At 42.9% G+C, this 16,991-nt stretch carries 11 protein-coding genes and 2 pseudogenes; 4 read left to right on the forward strand and 9 right to left on the reverse strand.

All coding sequences use genetic code 11. The annotated features are described in order from the left end of the window. Nucleotides 1-246 precede the first annotated feature (246 nt). Nucleotides 247-1,608 carry a GTPase family protein gene (locus tag BM184_RS03435; protein WP_086941459.1) on the reverse strand — a complete coding sequence of 454 codons (1,362 nt, stop codon included), beginning with the start codon at nucleotides 1,606-1,608 and terminating at the stop codon, nucleotides 247-249. A gap of 741 nt (nucleotides 1,609-2,349) precedes the next feature. Here BM184_RS03435 and BM184_RS15685 point away from each other — a divergent pair. The 3 genes and pseudogenes from BM184_RS15685 to mcrC all read left to right on the forward strand — a co-directional run. Next, nucleotides 2,350-3,225 (forward strand): annotated as a pseudogene (locus BM184_RS15685) (EVE domain-containing protein); the annotation flags it as partial. A gap of 561 nt (nucleotides 3,226-3,786) precedes the next feature. Beyond that, nucleotides 3,787-4,644: pseudogene (locus BM184_RS15675) on the forward strand (AAA family ATPase); the annotation flags it as partial. Then, complete coding sequence (gene mcrC / locus BM184_RS03445; RefSeq protein WP_086941461.1) at nucleotides 4,637-5,692, forward strand: 5-methylcytosine-specific restriction endonuclease system specificity protein McrC; 1,056 nt, start codon at nucleotides 4,637-4,639, stop codon at nucleotides 5,690-5,692. The pseudogene BM184_RS15675 and the gene mcrC, both read left to right, overlap by 8 nt. 151 nt (nucleotides 5,693-5,843) lie before the next feature. Here mcrC and BM184_RS03450 read toward each other — a convergent pair whose 3' ends face one another. The 6 genes from BM184_RS03450 to BM184_RS03475 all read right to left on the reverse strand — a co-directional run bounded on the left by BM184_RS03450 (nucleotide 5,844) and on the right by BM184_RS03475 (nucleotide 11,955). Beyond that, nucleotides 5,844-6,743 carry an MFS transporter gene (locus tag BM184_RS03450; protein ID WP_093365047.1) on the reverse strand — a complete coding sequence of 300 codons (900 nt, stop codon included), beginning with the start codon at nucleotides 6,741-6,743 and terminating at the stop codon, nucleotides 5,844-5,846. A 68-nt stretch (nucleotides 6,744-6,811) separates the two neighbouring features. Then, nucleotides 6,812-7,675: a cysteine ABC transporter substrate-binding protein gene (locus BM184_RS03455; protein ID WP_086941463.1), complete on the reverse strand. Its 864-nt coding sequence runs from the start codon at nucleotides 7,673-7,675 to the stop codon at nucleotides 6,812-6,814. A 41-nt stretch (nucleotides 7,676-7,716) separates the two neighbouring features. Next, the gene (locus BM184_RS03460; RefSeq protein WP_086941464.1) at nucleotides 7,717-8,460 is read right to left on the reverse strand and encodes an amino acid ABC transporter ATP-binding protein; all 744 of its coding nucleotides are present in this window, start codon (nucleotides 8,458-8,460) and stop codon (nucleotides 7,717-7,719) included. Nucleotides 8,461-8,476: 16 nt separating this feature from the next. Further along, nucleotides 8,477-9,154, reverse strand: coding sequence for an amino acid ABC transporter permease (locus BM184_RS03465; RefSeq protein ID WP_086941465.1), 678 nt, complete (start codon nucleotides 9,152-9,154; stop codon nucleotides 8,477-8,479). Beyond that, nucleotides 9,135-9,794: an amino acid ABC transporter permease gene (locus BM184_RS03470; protein WP_086941466.1), complete on the reverse strand. Its 660-nt coding sequence runs from the start codon at nucleotides 9,792-9,794 to the stop codon at nucleotides 9,135-9,137. Before BM184_RS03470 ends, BM184_RS03465 begins: the two co-directional genes overlap by 20 nt. A 445-nt stretch (nucleotides 9,795-10,239) precedes the next feature. Continuing rightward, nucleotides 10,240-11,955: a S8 family peptidase gene (locus BM184_RS03475; RefSeq protein WP_177208522.1), complete on the reverse strand. Its 1,716-nt coding sequence runs from the start codon at nucleotides 11,953-11,955 to the stop codon at nucleotides 10,240-10,242. A gap of 530 nt (nucleotides 11,956-12,485) precedes the next feature. Between BM184_RS03475 and BM184_RS03480 the strand changes: the two genes are divergently transcribed. Then, nucleotides 12,486-12,761 (forward strand): GNAT family N-acetyltransferase, encoded by a 276-nt coding sequence (locus BM184_RS03480; RefSeq protein ID WP_086941468.1) that lies wholly within the window; start codon nucleotides 12,486-12,488, stop codon nucleotides 12,759-12,761. 89 nt (nucleotides 12,762-12,850) lie between these two features. Here BM184_RS03480 and BM184_RS03485 read toward each other — a convergent pair whose 3' ends face one another. Both BM184_RS03485 and BM184_RS03490 read right to left on the reverse strand, forming a co-directional pair. Continuing rightward, nucleotides 12,851-15,433, reverse strand: coding sequence for a glycosylhydrolase-like jelly roll fold domain-containing protein (locus BM184_RS03485; protein ID WP_086941469.1), 2,583 nt, complete (start codon nucleotides 15,431-15,433; stop codon nucleotides 12,851-12,853). Nucleotides 15,434-15,451: 18 nt separating this feature from the next. After that, nucleotides 15,452-16,834 (reverse strand): PTS transporter subunit EIIC, encoded by a 1,383-nt coding sequence (locus tag BM184_RS03490; protein ID WP_086941470.1) that lies wholly within the window; start codon nucleotides 16,832-16,834, stop codon nucleotides 15,452-15,454. Between the last annotated feature and the right edge of the window lie 157 nt (nucleotides 16,835-16,991).

Genomic DNA, 16,991 nt, shown 5'->3' on the forward strand with positions numbered 1-16,991 from the left:
TGATATTCATGTGCGTAACATATTTCACTACGGTATTTTATCTCATTACTTAAGTTACGTCGCCCATAACTGTCAATACCGATTCCAGAATGTTGTTTTTCATCCGATCGAGAATAGCTTCTATCCTCGCATCACGTGGGAAAATTCACCGTGGAATTCAAGTCCGGTGTTGGTATTGAGATTGAAGGATAACCCTCATAAAACAAGTAATCCTGCTGACCATTACGATCAGCAGAACTTTTTGACTTAGATGTTATTATAATTGACTGAAGTTTCATCATTTTCTTTCTTTGCTTCTTCAAATTTCTTTTTTGCTTCACCTATTGGCAAATCATCTATGAAGTATGAACTAGCAGCCTTTCCTATTGCAGAAGTACCAGTTGCAGCTATACCAGAACTTATTATTGAACCAGACGTCGGCCATACGAAGTTTAGAAATTTTGATGCCTGTTGCGCTACAAGCTTGAATACGTACCCAGCTCCCGCAATTCCACCCATACTGAGAATAAATTCTTTAGCAGTTTCAAGTGAAATATCTCTTCCACTTAATGAAGCTATTAGGGAAACCAAAACTGACTGAATTATGAGCAGAATATAAATATCTGAAACCGGTATTGGTGTCAGTGCGACTGTTGCAGATATTCCGGAAAATAAATTGATCAGATGTTTTACGAGTCTGTCTACTACTTCTTTTAGTCGTGAAGCCATCCTCAATCCCATTTGCGCCTCAAAATCTAGGATAGCTTCTTCCAATGCATCAAGTAATTCCTCGATCCTATATCTGCCATCAAAGTTTATTTGTAAATTATCAATATCGTTTTTAGGAAGATTTACAATGCTTTCGACATCAACTTCCATTCCATCCGGGGTCTGCCAATCTATCAATGAAGAAACCGCAATGATATTATCTATCTTTAAACCATTCCTCACTATTATGCCTTTGTAGTATTGAACTACTTCGTCAATTTTATTAACTTTAATCTCAGGATATTCTTTTGGATTTTTGTACCGAGTTGGAGCCATTTCATCGCACTTATTTACTACTACGACAATCGGAAGTCTCAATTTATTTATCTCTGCATATGTTTTGGAAACTTTTTTGAGGAATTCAACATCTGAATTTACATCATCACGATGAGTACAATTTAACATCAAAATTGCGACATCTGGAGAGAATTCATTGATTTGGTTAATTAACATCTCTTCTGCAGAAATTGTGTCGTCTAGCATTTCAGACTCAGCAATTCCTCTTGTATCCAGAATTTCCATTAGAACTCTGTCTTTATCTTTGCATTCATACACCTGAGCACTTTCCGTACAGCTTTTAGTATCACTAACAATAGCTGTATACGCACCACACAAAGCATTAATTAAACTGCTTTTACCTACGCCAGTTCTTCCTATCAAGAAAATTCTTGGAGGTCTGTGAGAGTCTATGCCGTCCATCAACTTTTTGAGATCTTTGTCACCAAGAATGTTATCCTTGAGCATTTCTCTTGTTTTTTCAGGAATTGCATCAGGTAACCCATCGATCATTTCACCTGCTTTAATGTAAAACTTTTTCATGCTCTGCAATCTTTGCTCAATTTTCATTTTGTCATCTTTCATTCTCCCGTGCTCCTTTTTGATATTATTTGGATATACATTAATGAAGTACACAAGCGGAAGATATACTTTTCTTCCGTTGACACAAATTACTTTTTCTTACAAGGACGACTTCAATATGCAGCCACTATTATAGACCTCTACACACGCAGCATCGTAAAAAATCGCTTTTTCACCGTAGTTCATCCTTCTTCCGTGTAAAAATCGTCCAGTGGATTTCAGGAAAGTCCTCAGTAATTTTCAATCCTCCAATTTAATAGTAATATTTTGATTTATACATCCCAATTATAACAACCAACATGCAATTTATCTATGTTTATTTAATCATTTTTTAATCATAAATTTATATCGGAATAGTCAGTATTTTGAAGTGAAATTATGCCAACCTACTTCTCTGAAGATATTCCAAGAATATTAACGATATTTCACAATACATTTCCTCCCTAGTGTCCCTATTATTCCTCGGTACAAATCATTCGTAGCTCATATAAGTATGCTAAAATAATAATGCAATATAAATTAAAAATTCTTAACATAAAAATGATTTGGGGAGAGATACAAATGGATGAAACAATATCTATACGGCAAATTGAAAAATTGCGTCGCGAATACAAAGAATATCTTAGTTCCACTAACCTAGGATGGAGCGAGCCTACTATTGCAACATACGCATCCGATTCATTTTATGCTCTAAACAATAATATCGGAATAGATTTCTGGTCTTGCTTCATAGACGATGTATCGATGTTGGAAGCGCGTGATAAGATTAGCGACTTTCTTCGCCAAGAAAAAAAATCGGACCATGCTGATGAGCGGGCCAATAACTACCAAGAAGCTATGAAACATCTAAAAAAATTCTTGGATGAAAAATATCCTCTCCTTGCACAAGAATGGAGTGGTAAAGCCCTAAACAATACCTACTTAAAATCAGACTTCAAAAAATGGATGCACAAGCAAAAAAAATCCAACAACGAAGCTTATTCAGCCAATACCATTACAACATATACAAACATGTTAAAAAATACCACCCAAAAACTTGAGCTAGGTGATCTTGTAGAGTCAGATTTGTTCTTCTACACTTTCCCAGAAGATTTTGAAGCAGCATACAAAATCATTACCAGTACAGATAACTTCAATGAAGTAGATGCTGCTGGTAAAAAATCGTATTCTAATGCGATGACAATGTATTCTAAATTTTTAAAGGAACTTTATGAACCCTCTTGTTGGATTTTTCAAGGTAACCCTAAGTATTATAATGTTGTTGATGCAGTCAATGACCTTGCCACAATCACTTGGTCCGTCAATCAGTATCCTAAGCAAATAAAAGCCGGAGACAAAGCCTATATTTGGATTTCCGGCTCTGAGGGTGGTATCATTGCCACCGGCAAAATACTATGTGATCCTGAAATGAGGGAGCCAGTTCAAAATGATCCCTATGCTCACGATGATTTTCTGAATCAAGCCCCTCACTTGGCTGTGGATATAAAATTCGAAAAAAAATTGACAGCTTCCATTATTCTCAGAAAAGAGTTACTTGCTGACGAGCGCACCAAAAAATTAGAAATATTAACTTATCCGGGTGCTACAAACTTCCTTGTACTAAAGGAACAATATGAAGTGATTGAAAGCATGATTAACGGCAGCTACCAGAGACTTCCTGCAAGCCCATCGGATAATACTTTATCGACCCCTGTGGAAAAAAGACGTTACTGGATGTATGCTCCTGGTGAAGGTTCCTATATGTGGGAGGAATTTTATGAGAAAGGGATCATGGGGATTGGTTGGGATGATTTAGGTGACTTATCGCTTTATTCTTCCAAACAAGCCATGAAAGAAGAAATGAAATCGCTTTATGGTGATGTGAGTTCTTATAAAAATGCTGGGCATGCCACTTGGCAGTTTGCCAATGAACTGAAGCCTGGCGATATCGTATTTGCCAAATTAGGCATGTATAAACTTATTGGCCGTGGTATCGTAACCTCTGAATATATATTTGATCCTTCTAGAGAAAGCTATCGTCACACACGCAAAGTAAATTGGACCCATAAAGGCGAATGGGAATCCGAAAGTCAAAACGCTATGAAAACACTAACTGACATCACACCTTTTAACGAGTATCATCAAAACATGGAAAATCTAATCTCTGAAGGCTATGAACCAAAAGATTCCCCTGCCGAATATGACAGTTATTCTGAGGATGAATTTTTGGATGACGTATTCATGAGTGAGGAACGTTACACGACATTAAAGAATCTCCTACGCAAAAAGAAAAACATCATCCTACAGGGGGCTCCTGGAGTCGGAAAAACCTATGCAGCGGAACGGTTAGCACACTCTATTATGGGAGAAAAAGATTCCAGTCGTGTCATAATTGTACAGTTCCACCAAAGCTACAGTTATGAGGATTTCATCATGGGTTACCGCCCTAACAATAACAATAGTGGGTTTACTTTGTCATATGGGCCATTTTACGATTTCTGCAAAGAAGCGGAACCTGATGATAGAGAGTACTTTTTCATCATTGACGAAATCAACCGCGGAAATCTCAGCAAAATATTCGGGGAATTACTGATGTTGATTGAAAATGACAAACGCGGCAAAGAGGTTCGCTTGCTTTATTCGGATGAGCAATTCTCTGTTCCAGAAAATGTATACATTATCGGCATGATGAATACGGCAGATCGTAGTTTGGCTATGATAGATTATGCATTACGCCGTCGTTTTGCATTTTTTGAATTTGAACCAGCGTTTGAGACGGAAGGTTTTAAAACATATCAGTCTACCATTGCCAACAACAAATTTGATAAATTGATTGAGACCGTATCATCGTTAAACAAAATCATTTCTGAAGATGCCTCCCTAGGTAGTGGTTTCCGAATTGGTCACAGCTATTTTTGTACGGGTGAGGTCGTAGATGATGCTTGGTTGTCAGATTTAGTGGAATATGAGTTCATTCCACTTATCAAAGAATATTGGTTTGATGAACCTTTTAAGGTTGAACAATGGACATTAAATTTGCAGGGTGCAATTCATGGCTGATCAAATCAAAATCAAGAATATTTACTATATGTTGTCTTATGCTTATCAGAATTTGAATGCAGGCCCATATAAAAATATCGATTTGGAATCCTTCAATAACATCCATGACCTTTTGTCAGCTATTTTAATCAGAGGCACCTCTATTCAGATAAAACGAGGATTACACCGTGACTATCTTGCCTACTCGGAAGATACCGGACGACTCAAAGGTAAAATTGATATTACTGAATCCATAAAACAACAAACGATGATGAACAGAAAAATGGTTTGTCATTACGATCTTTTTTCAGAGGATACTAAACTCAATCAAATCTTGAAAGCCACTATGATGCTGTTACTTCGTCATGGTAATGTTAGCCCGAAAAACAAGAAGCTTCTACTCAAGCTACTTTTGTATTTCCAAAATGTTACGGCTGTTGATCCAATGCACATTAGTTGGAACACTGTTAACTATCCAAGGAACAGCCCTTCTTATAAGATGCTTATTAATATTTGTCAATTGCTAATCCAAGGCATGCTGCTTTCAACCGAAAATGGTCAGTACAAACTACTGCAGTTCCTTGATGATCAGCAGATGTACCGTCTGTACGAAAAATTCGTTCTTGAATATTACAAAAAAGAATATCCTGAACTCAGGGCAAAAGCTTCCTATATCGACTGGAATATAGGAGGTGATGGGAACAAAATGTTTCTGCCTGCAATGAAATCTGATATTACGCTCACCTATGGCGTGAGAACACTGATAATAGATACAAAATACTATCAACGATCGATGCAGACACATACACTATTTGATAGCACCACGCTAATTTCTGGTAACCTTTATCAAATCTTCACTTATGTAAAGAACAAAGATAAAGACAATACTGGCAATGTGAGCGGGATGCTGCTCTATGCACAGACTGCTGAAGAAATAACCCCTGATAATGACTACATAATGGGAGGAAACCATATCAGCGTTAAGACATTGAATTTAAATAGTGAATGGGAGAATATTAAAAGGCAACTGGATAATATAGCCGTGGACCTAGTGAATAAAAAAGGTTAAATACTAGATAATGGAAAAACGCGGAAATCCCAAAAAATGAGGATTTCCGCGTTTTATATTTTGATTTACACAACAAAAAAGATACTCCAAATCAAGAGAGCAGCTTATTAAATTCTCGTTCAGATAACAATTTTTGATTATTAATCATCTGTTAAGCCTTTCTGAGTTCGCCTTGTCTTAACGTTACAGCGAAGAAGAACGATGCTAAGCACACAACCATGAAGACGATGCTGACGATGATTGTCATGTTGTAGCTGCCGGTTGCATCATAGAAGTAACCAAGCAGCGGGCCGCCTAAAGCTAAACCCAGGCTACTTGCTGTCGATAAGATGCCCCAAATAGCGGTGAATTCCTTTTTCCCTAAAACCTCAAACGTCACTAGTTGGTTCATTACAGCAGGGACACCTGTGCTGACTGCATAAATCATCGCTGCTCCGGTTAAGATAGTGATGTTATCCGTTGCGGCAAAGATGCAGAATGCAAGGATGTAGATTGTCGTGAAGATGTAGAAAGCTTTTGTTGCACCCAGCTTGTCACTGGCGATGCCCATGATGATTTTTGAAGCGATCATGACGATGGCCGCGATCGACAAAACCATTCCTGCTTGAACATCAGTCGCACCTTTTGTCGTAAAGAAGATCGGAATTTGTTGGGTGAATGTGGAAATCATTGCGAAACACACGAATGACAAGGCCAATAAGTAGAATACTGGCGAACGCAATGCTTGCGCATAGGTCATATCCGTGTTTTTATGGTTGGTGACAACTGTCGAAGAATCATTCGTTGCTTGTTCTGCTACAGCTGCAAGCGAATCTTCCGTCACGCCATAAGGCAACATGCCTACATCAGCGGGCTTTTCGATCAACAGGAACGCTCCCAAGAACAAAGCAACAGCGTACATGCCGCCCAATAATAAGAACCCTTTTTCCCAACCATAATTTTGGATAAAAGAAGGAACAATTGCGCTTGTGATCGCGGTGCTTAAGCCGATCGATGCAGCCCAGATAGCGGCCGACGACATCATGAGTAATCCGATGACGATAACCGCCAAGTAGAATCCAAACTAGGTTTTTACGTTGTCCAAAAGAAAGAATCCCACTGCTACGAAAATTCTTAAACTTATTGATTTATCAGGACGGATGCAGGATCAATATCGGAACTGAATGCTGGCGCCAATGTCTTTTTGTATGCCTCTGCGATAAAGCCGGTTTCATTCAACGTATCAATTTCTTCATTCACCCATTCCAACAATGCGGTGTCGCCTTTTGCTACTGCGGGTGCGATGGTATCTTCGTTTCCTATTGCTTCAACTCCTGCCACAAAGCCAGGATTTTCTTTGATCCATCCGAAGATCAAAGTATTATCGTGTGCCAAAGCGGCGCCCCGGCCATCCAACAAGGCTTGGAATGTTTCTGTGTTTTGTTCATAGACCAACAGCTCGATGTCAGGGTAGTTTTCTCTGAAGTAAGCTTCAGCAGTTGTTCCTTTGTTGACGATCAATTGTTTTCCTTCCAATTGGGAAACATCGGTAATGACGTCGCCTTCAGGGGAAACGATCCCGATGGATACTTTCATGTACGGATTGGCGAAATCCACTACTTCGGCACGTTCAGGAGTGACGGTGAAATTGGCCATCATCAGGTCAACCTTCCCCGTTTCCAGATATTCCACGCGGTTTGCCGCTTCTGTGATGACCCATTCGATTTTTGAAGAGTCACCCAGCAGATCTTCTGCTATTTGTTTGGAAATTTCAACGTCGAAGCCTTGGTTATCTCCGTTCGCATCCACATAACTGAACGGCGGTTTGTCGCCGAAAACGCCGATGCGGATTACGTCATTTTCTTTGATTGTGTCCACTGTCGTTTTATCTTCAATATTGGCAACGGAGCCTTCTGAAGAATCGCTTGTTGCGCCAGCGCCGCAAGCCGCTAGACCCACTGTCACTGATAATATGGCCAATGATTTGATAAATTTGTTTTTCATTCTTCATTCCTCCAATGTTTTTTCTTATCTATATTGTCTTTCTATTGAAACCTGAATGTGTTGATGAATTCGTTAGCCCTTTGCGATTGGGGCTGTTTGAAAAATGCTTTCGGATCGTCTGAAATTTCAACGATGTTCCCTTTTTCCATAAAGACGATTTTGTCGCTCACTGCCTCCGCAAAAGCCATTTCATGGGTGACGATCAGCATCGTCATGCCATCTTTGGCCAGATCGAGGATGACATTCAGCACTTCCCTGATCATCTCCGGATCGAGCGCTGCCGTCACTTCATCGAAGAGCATGATTTCCGGGTGCGTCATCAACGCGCGCACGATTGCAACACGTTGTTGCTGCCCGCCGGACAATTGCCGTGGGAAACTGTGCGCTTTATCTTCAAGGCCGACTCGTTTCAGTAACGCAATGGCTTCTTCGGCCGCCTCATCCTTCTTGCGCTTTTGGACTTTCAAAGGCGCCAACAGGACATTGTCAAGAACCGTCATGTGCGGAAACAGATCATACTTTTGAAAGACCATCCCGATTTTCTGTCTGACTTCTTTCCAATTCGTCCCTGCTGCGGCTATTTCTTTTCCATCCAGCAGGATGCTGCCTGATTGGATTTCCTCCAGACCATTGATGCAGCGTAAGGCAGTAGATTTGCCGCAGCCTGATTGGCCGATGATGGTAACAACTTCCCCTTTGGCGACATCCAACTGGATATCAGCCAAGGCCTGAGTTTCCCCGTAATATTTATTTACATGCTTCAATGTTAATATTGGGCTTTCCAAGGTTTTTCACCCCTCCTCATTCTTGCCATTTCGATTCAAGTTTTTTGGATAATTTCGATAACGGATAACAGACGATGAAGTACAGCAAGAAAATCAAGCCATAGATCCAGAAGGAAGCACTCGGGTAGTCCTTAACGGATACTTCGATCACTTGCTGTCCGACTTTGATGACTTCGATAATCCCAATAAGCGGCAACAGAGCCGTGGTCTTCACCATCCTTGTAGCCAAATTGATGGCCGGCGGAATGATGCGCCGGACTGTCTGGGGAATAATGACATACACATAGAGTTGCCCTGCAGACAATCCCAATGCCTGGCCGCTTTCCCATTGGATTTTGGGTATGGAAGTGACGGATGCTCTGACGATGTCTGCCATTTCAGCCGTACCCCAAAAGGTAAATACGAAAATGGCAATCACCCGATTATCAATATGGATTCCTGTCCAACGGGTGATTCCAAAATAAAGAATGTAAAGCATCACCAATACGGGGACAATCCGGACGACTTCGAGATAGAACCTTGTGACGAATCGAACAACAATATTTCTGCTTGTCATGAGCATTCCGACCAAAAGTCCCAGTATGAATGAAAGCACGACTGATAGGATTGCGATAAAAATGGTTTGTTCTAGGCCGTCCAAGATACGTTGCAGATTTTGACCTTCAAATAAAATGTTAATTCCCGAATCCTGCAAAACGCAACCTCCTTTCGATGAAATGGATCAAAAGGGATATCGGCAATAAAAACACCAGATAGGTTGTGACCATCAAGAATAGCGCTTCATTGGTCTTGTAATACAATCCCATGATATCTTTCGCGACAAAAACCAGGTCAGATAATGCGATTGCGCTAAAAACAGAAGTTTCTTTCAGTAAAAAAATGATGTTCGCGCCAATACTGGGAAAGGAATTTGCGATTGCCTGCGGGAAAATAACGTACAGGAAAGTTTGCGTGTTTGACAATCCCAGACTGGACGCTGATTCCATCTGTATATTCGGGACGGATTCCAAACCGCCCCTTATCGCTTCCGCGAAATAGCTGCCTCCCAAAAAGGTCAACCCCAATATGCCGCAGACTTCAGCGCTTAAATGGATACCCACTTGCGGCAAGCCAAAATACAGAACAAACAACTGGATCATCAATGGGGTGTTGCGTGATAATTCGATGTATCCTTCAAAAACCTGCGACAACACAGGCAGTTTATAATAGCGCACGATGCTGATGATCAGACCGATGATAAAGGCAAAGATGATCCCGATTCCACCAAGGCGCAACACAAGGAAAGCCGCTTCCTGATACATGGGGATAGCCTTTCTTATAAAATCCAAGTCCATTGTTTACCTCCAATCCTTTCTTGCTTTTTTTACAGTTTCTGATCATCGCCTCACAAATAAAAATAATTCCCGATAGGTTCAGGAAGCTACGATTACTTTAGCGCCTTTGTCAGCTTTTACTGTTTGATTGTTTCAATATACCAAGACATTATTTCTGTAAAAAGATGATTAAACCAGCAATTTTCTGTCGTATTTTTTACATTGAGTTTCTATTCACATATGGTATCATGACTGCCAATAAATGAATATTACGCAGAAACGAACACAGGTGATAGGTTTTACCGAACAGCCAAATGCTACTTTGGTCATCTTTTTGGGTAAAGTGAGTTGGCTGAACGAAGCAAAAAAGACTTGAATCCTCTGCAAGTAAAGGTTCAAGTCTTTTGATTAGCTTTGTTGCCATGAATGTCCAGCTATTCCCCATCAAGGATGGCTGGATGTTATATCATTTCATTATCGAATTTGTCGTCTGGCCGTTAAGCGTATAGTTGACATCTCCTATAACCACACTATCGACAACAAATGTGAAAGTTTGTTGTTCAGTCGACTGGATCAATTTTTCGGATGTGAATGATACCGTCCCGCTTTTTCCGGTGTTACCATAATTGAGACCTGTTGTTGCATCTTCCCAGTGGCCTGTTACAGTTGCATCGGCTACTTGGGCACCGGCTTCCATGACCTTCACTTTGGCTGTCGCCCATGCATAATTTATTTTGTTTATTTTTCTGGTTACAGCGCTCATCTCGACAACCAAATCAACTGTCCTTGTAGGCGTAACTGTAGGTGCAACATTTACGGTCACCGTAGCAGTGGCAGTCAATCCTGCGCTGTCTTTCACTTCATACGTAAAGGTATCAGCGCTTGTGAAGTCGGCGTTCGGTGTATAAGTGATATCTGCTCCTGTCCCACTCACAATCCCGTTTGCCGGAGCTGATGCAATCGTATAGGTCAGTTGATCCCCGTCTGGATCTGCAGCGATGAGCGTGATAGCCACTGAGGTGTTTTGCGTTGTGTGAACCGCCTGGTTATACGCGACAGGGGGATGATTTGCAATTGAGCCGATCCCGAGCGCTAAGGAAGCGTCCACCAATCCGTAACCATATAGGTTATCCTTACCAGAAGTCCCCAAATCCAAGGCTGTCTGATTCATTTTGTTGCGGACTGTCTCCGCGGTATAGCTCGGATCAGATGCCATCAGCAAAGCTGCGACACCAGCGACATGAGGTGCAGCCATTGATGTTCCGTTTGCTTCTATGAAGTACTCGCCTGCGTAACCTGCGAACGAAAACGGCTGTGGGCCTGCAAAGTTGGTGCTGTCTTTCCATGTCGACAGCACGGCTACCCCAGGCGCAGCTATTTCAACATCCGCGCCCGTACTGGAAAAACTGGCCCGCAGATTGTTTTTGTCGAGGGCCGCAACTGCTACTACCGATTCATATCTTGCAGGATAACTGACATTATTGCCGTTGCCCGCAGCACTCCCGTCGTTGCCTGCAGAGCCTATGTGCAGAACCCCGGAGCTGGCCAACACATCAAAAGCTGCCTCAAGCTGTGACGAATTGGATCCGGTGCCATAACTGTTATTTGTGATGCGTATCGGTGAATCGGGATGCGCGGCATTATAATTCTGAATCCATTGCAGTGCTTCAATGATCCTGCTTGCGGTACCTTCCCCATTTTCATCCAGAACTCTGAGTGCCACTATCTGTGCGTTTGGTGCAACGCCGACAACCCCAAATCCGTTGCTCGCTGCAGCAAGTATTCCTGCTACATGGGTACCATGCCCATAAACATCCTCGGGGAGGAAGTCATCCGAAACAAAATCGTAGCCTAATTCATTTAGGGATAAGTCAAAGTTATCCCGAAGGTCAAAGTGATTGAAATTCACTCCGGAGTCCAAGACGGCAACCTTGACCCCTTCGCCAGAATACCCGGCTGCAAGAGCGGCATCGGCATTGATATGATCCACACCCCAACTATTTCCAAGCTCGTTTTCTGCCGAATATTCAAGTGCCCGCACGGAATAATCAAATTCGACTACTTCCACTTGAGGATTATTTTTCAGGGCTTCGATGGCTTTCGCCGGAAGTCTTCCGGAAATCGCAGGAATAATGGTGAAAACATTACTGACATCGCCACCCAGTCCCTTAAATGCATGCAATTCTGCCTGACCCGGTTTGTCTTTAAATCTTACAATTACATCCTGAAAATCGGCAGAATTGTTCGGGGGTGCTGCGGTATCATATGATAATTGGGATGCCATTGCCTCAGTAGTTATTGATGTATAGCTAAAAATGAATAAAGATGTTAATACGACTGCATAAAATCTTTTCGAAAACATATCATTTCCCCTTTCTTGATAAAAAAATCGAGCGTGTATGGTCGGTTAAGCCACAAATAAAGAAATTATGAACAGAGCTATGCTCTGCTTAAATCTCAGCGATTCAAACATTTAGTTTACAGCACAATATTCTTCGATTGTATACCGTTGCATTGATGATGTACAAGAAGAAGTTTCTTTTTATCGAAATTATCTTTTAAAAATTGAACGTGATCGTGCTGTTGTGGTAGATTGGTTCAAAAACATTCAATGCTAATCTCTTGACTGGTCTCAACCGCAGGAATAATATGAAATGGAAAATGGATATTTAATGCTGAAAATACATCAAAAAATAAAAAGGAGAGCAGACAATGAACTTTGATAGCGGCGACTTACGTTTCTACAAAAAAGACGAAAACGAAAACTTAATCTGCGAAATAACCTATTCTCTTGCAGACAGCAGCATGATCAGCATCGACCGTACCTATGTGAATGACGATTACCGTGGCCAGGGAATTGCCGCACAACTGGTTGATCGCGTGGTCGAAATGGCCAGAGAGGAAAACAAAAAAATCATACCTCGCTGCCCTTTCGCCAAGGGCATGTTCGAAAGAAACAGCTCACTTTATGCTGATGTAATAGAATAAGCTTTTCCCCTTGCTCAATCTAAAAATAGGCAGGCAAAAAGCGGAACGACTGTGTGTTGAAACAGTCGTTCCGCTTTTTGATTAGACTTCTAGACTTTAAGTCCATTTATCAGATTTATCTCTGCAGTCATCCCGAAAGGTTCAATCAGCAAATATTGGGATAAAGGATCCCTGATGCTAGTGCCCAGCGTATTGGTCACTTCGATGCGCAGCGTATTCTTGCCTTCGCGGAAGCTGTTTTTTGCGTCGAAAACATATGGCGGTGCGATTTTTGTGCCGATTCTTTGGCCGTTCACGAAGACTTCGGCGATTTCATAAACCATTCCCAAATCCAGACCTACGATGGATCCGCAATCGTTCACTTCCAGTTGCGTTTCGTACGCGACTGTCCCTGCGGCACGGTCGTAGCCTTTCAGGTCACTCAAAGCCTGAATACCATTTTGCAATGTTGTGACGGATTCGAAGCTTGGGTAAGCCAATGCTCCTGCAAAACTGACTTTCCATTCCGCTTTGATCGGTTTTCTTTCAGATTCTTTTTGCGGCCCTCCGGCTGTCGAAGGCATCTGTTCATCCGTAAATACCCATACGAGTGTCTCATAAGGGGCCAATTTCAGCGCAATGCCTTCTTGGCTGACTTCCAGTTCTTTTAACTGATTGTGGTAAGCATCGAAGGCATAGCCGTTTTTCCCTGGGTAGGATGGGATGTACACTGTCGTATCGATTTCTTCAGAAATGCTCTCGTTGAAGAACATCCAGTAGTCGTTGCCGTCTTTTTCGTAATGGTAATAGACCATCTCGCGGAAAGGCTGCGCCAGTTTCAACTCGCGGACATCGTCGAGATGTTTCGGCAACTCCTGCAACGGGCTTACTTCATAGCCGGTTTTGGCTGGGGCATCGAAATTCTCCGGCAAGTCATCAACGAAAACGATGCGCAAGCCATCCAGTTTAAGTTTTTCCAGTATCGCCATCATGGCTTTTGGCATGTAGGACGCATACGGGATGATCAATACTTCGAACGTTTCATCCAAGATGCGCAGTTTGTTGTCGATGACAAGCGCGTCCTTCAGATGATCAAAGCTGACGATATCCATATCGATCTGCGCCTCGGTCAATACGCGGACCGGCCGTTCCACCGGCATGGCTTCCCCTGCCCATTCGAACTCCGCCGGATAGGCGACTGCGACCGGCGCGCGATGGGAGCCGTCCGATAAGATGTGCATCAAGCGGTTGGCGTAATCAGTCAGGTGCGTCATATATCGGTATTGCGGATTGTTGCCGCGGGCGTAGAAATGCGGCGGGCAGTCCCAATCGGGGAATTCTTTCGGGCTGAAGGCATGCGGAACGAGGTAATTGATGCCCCGAACAAGCAGGTGATCGGTGATCCATTTCATGGTCTTCAGCCCTTCGTTCCAACCGTAGGCGCCGAATGCTTCGCACATGGCGCGCCCATTTTTGTGCGCTGTCAGATGCGCTGCCGAAGCGCCCAGTTTGGCCAAGGCGAAATGATAGAATTCGCCGTCGCTGCCGCCTGTCTGAAAGGCATCATGATGGAAAGGCATTCCCGGAACCACTTGCGTTCCTATGACATCGATTCCGGAAAAATGCTGCGCCTCCTGCGCCCGGAAGAAGTGGCCGGCGCCATAGCCGAGTCTGGCGTGCGCGCCATTATCCTCAATATTGTGTCCTAAGTAATCCACTCCCTTATTTTCGCACCAGTCAGCCAACACTTTCGTGAAATTCTCATTGTACAGAGTCGTGACCTTGTCCATATAGGCATAGCGCACTTCTTTTTCTGCTCCCTCTGCAGGAATCCAGAGCAAAGGCAGCAGAATAGGATCAAAAGCCAATTCTTTTTCCAGGTCCGGCCGCCAAGGCAAGACCATGTCCGAGTTCCCTATCCGTGATTCGGTCCCCTTCTGGTTGCCGAAGCGCGGTTCATCGGAGAAGAATGCAGTTATGGTCTTGCCGAAATGATCCCCGACCTGTTTTAGGTGTTTTTCGTACACTTCATCAACCAGCACTTGGGTGGCTTCCTTAACCAACGGGTTGAGGTAATCCTTCGTTGCTTCCTCGCCGCCGCTGTGCGTAGAGAAGACGACGAAAATGCTCCAGGATCCTTTTTCTAAATCTAGTTGGATCGTGTTTTCTTGATAACATTCCGTGATATCCACCAGGGATGTCGGATCGATGGGATCTCCCTCGACTGTATAATTTGAAGTACGCTTTGCCATGTAGACGCCGAGAGTCTCGATGACGTCTGTGCGTTCTTTGCTCCAAGGGCGACCCTTCAGCATCGAGGCATCGATGCGGGCTTTCTTCATCGGACCGACCACGTCAAATCTGCGCATCGACAAGTATTGTTTCCGCAAAGCCGGGAAAGCATCGCGGATCTGTCCATTGGCGAATCCTGTCGGGAAGTGGGAATCATCAAGCAACCAGATCTTCATGTCGCGTTTTTCGCATTCACGGATGATGATAGCTAGATCTTCCCACCATTTGTCCCCGACAAAATCCGGGTGTGGCCGCGATTCAACGCAGACCGCCCGCATGCCGGATTGATGGATTTTCTCCACATAAGTCTCTAGTGTTTCTTCGTCTTCCCCGTGCTGCCAAAAGAACGGGTAGAAATGATTCGGTAATTTTCCGATTGGGCCTGTAATATTTTTCAACATAAACTCACTGCTCTCATTTTAATATTCTTTTATCGATTTTTCTGCTGGCACAAGGAAGTAGGCAATCACTGCAGAAACAGCCATGGCCAATAAAGCACAAGCTATGAATCCGTAAAAACTGATATCCAAGCCTGCCGGATTGATCATAGCCGGGATTCGGAACAAGCCATCCCCTCCAAATGAATAGAGCTTCCCTCCAAGCGCCGCAAGGATTCCTCCAGCAACTCCGCCGCCGATCCAGGCTGCTGAGAAAATTTTGAAATTTGGGATGATGATCGAATAGATGGTTGGTTCCGTCACTCCGCACAGACAGGAAGCCAGATTCCCAAAGCCCAATGATTTCTCAACTTTGTCTTTCACTTTCAGAGCATAACCAAGAGATACGCCGGCCAATGCCCAAACTGTTAATCCCAAAACCGCATTGATTGGGTCACTGCCTAAAGTAACCAGATTATTGATCAGCACGGGAATAAAGGCGCCATGAAGTCCCAAGACAACCATCAACTGCCAAAATGCACCGAACAGAATTCCTCCGATAATCGGGCTGAAGTTGAAAATACCTAAAACAACTGTCGAAAGTCCTGTAGAAACGAGATTCATGACTGGTCCTATTGCTAAAAGAGTCAACGGAACAATGATAGCTAACGTCAAAGCAGGCACGAACATCAATTGCAGAATTTGTGGCAAAGTATTTTTTAGAAATTTTTCAACATGTGATGCCGCCCAAACGGCTGCAATCGCCGGTAACAAGGACTGGGAATAATTGATCAATTGCATCGGTATTCTTAAAAATGTCAATGGCTCGCCTAATGTTATTGCCTCCAACAACGTGGGATACATAATCGCAGCCCCGATTACCGCACCGGTATATTGATTTGCTTTGAAGACGCGCGCAGCACTGAATCCTATCAAAACTGGCATGAAATACATTACTGCATTTGATGCTGCATAAAGTGCCAAATAAGTGCCGCTTGTGTTTGTAATGAGTCCAAAAGTCACCAATATCGCCAACACGCCTTTGATCATCCCTGATCCGACCATCACACCAAGCATTGGCGTGATGCAGCCGCTGATCACTTTAAAGAATCGGTCGAACAGACTTCCTTCTTTTGCTTCAGATTTCTCTACGGTGGCGGTTACATTTTCCGCGCCGATATATTCGCGGACAACCGGAGCGATATCCGAAACTTCCGTACCGATGATGACTTGATATTGGCCGCCTCTATTCATGATGCCTTTCACCTGCTTCAATTGCTTTAAAGCCGATTCATTTGCGGATGCATCATCCTTCAACACGAACCTTAAGCGTGTCATACAATTTGTTACTTCAAGGATATTCTCTTTGCCGCCTACATGCGCAACGACATCTTTTGCTAACTGGTCATAATCTTTTTTAGCCATAATTGCAGTCCTCCTAATGGGTTTGGAATATAGCTGCGGATATCAAATATTTAGGCGCCTACCTTGACCACATCTTCATTCCGTTATCTTAACAATATGAATTATAGCGTTTCCAATGTATAATAAAAATATCAAACAACGGTACATTTCGTACCAT

It is taken from the genome of Trichococcus pasteurii (genome assembly GCF_900112935.1).
GTDB classification, from domain to species: Bacteria; Bacillota; Bacilli; order Lactobacillales; family Aerococcaceae; genus Trichococcus; species Trichococcus pasteurii.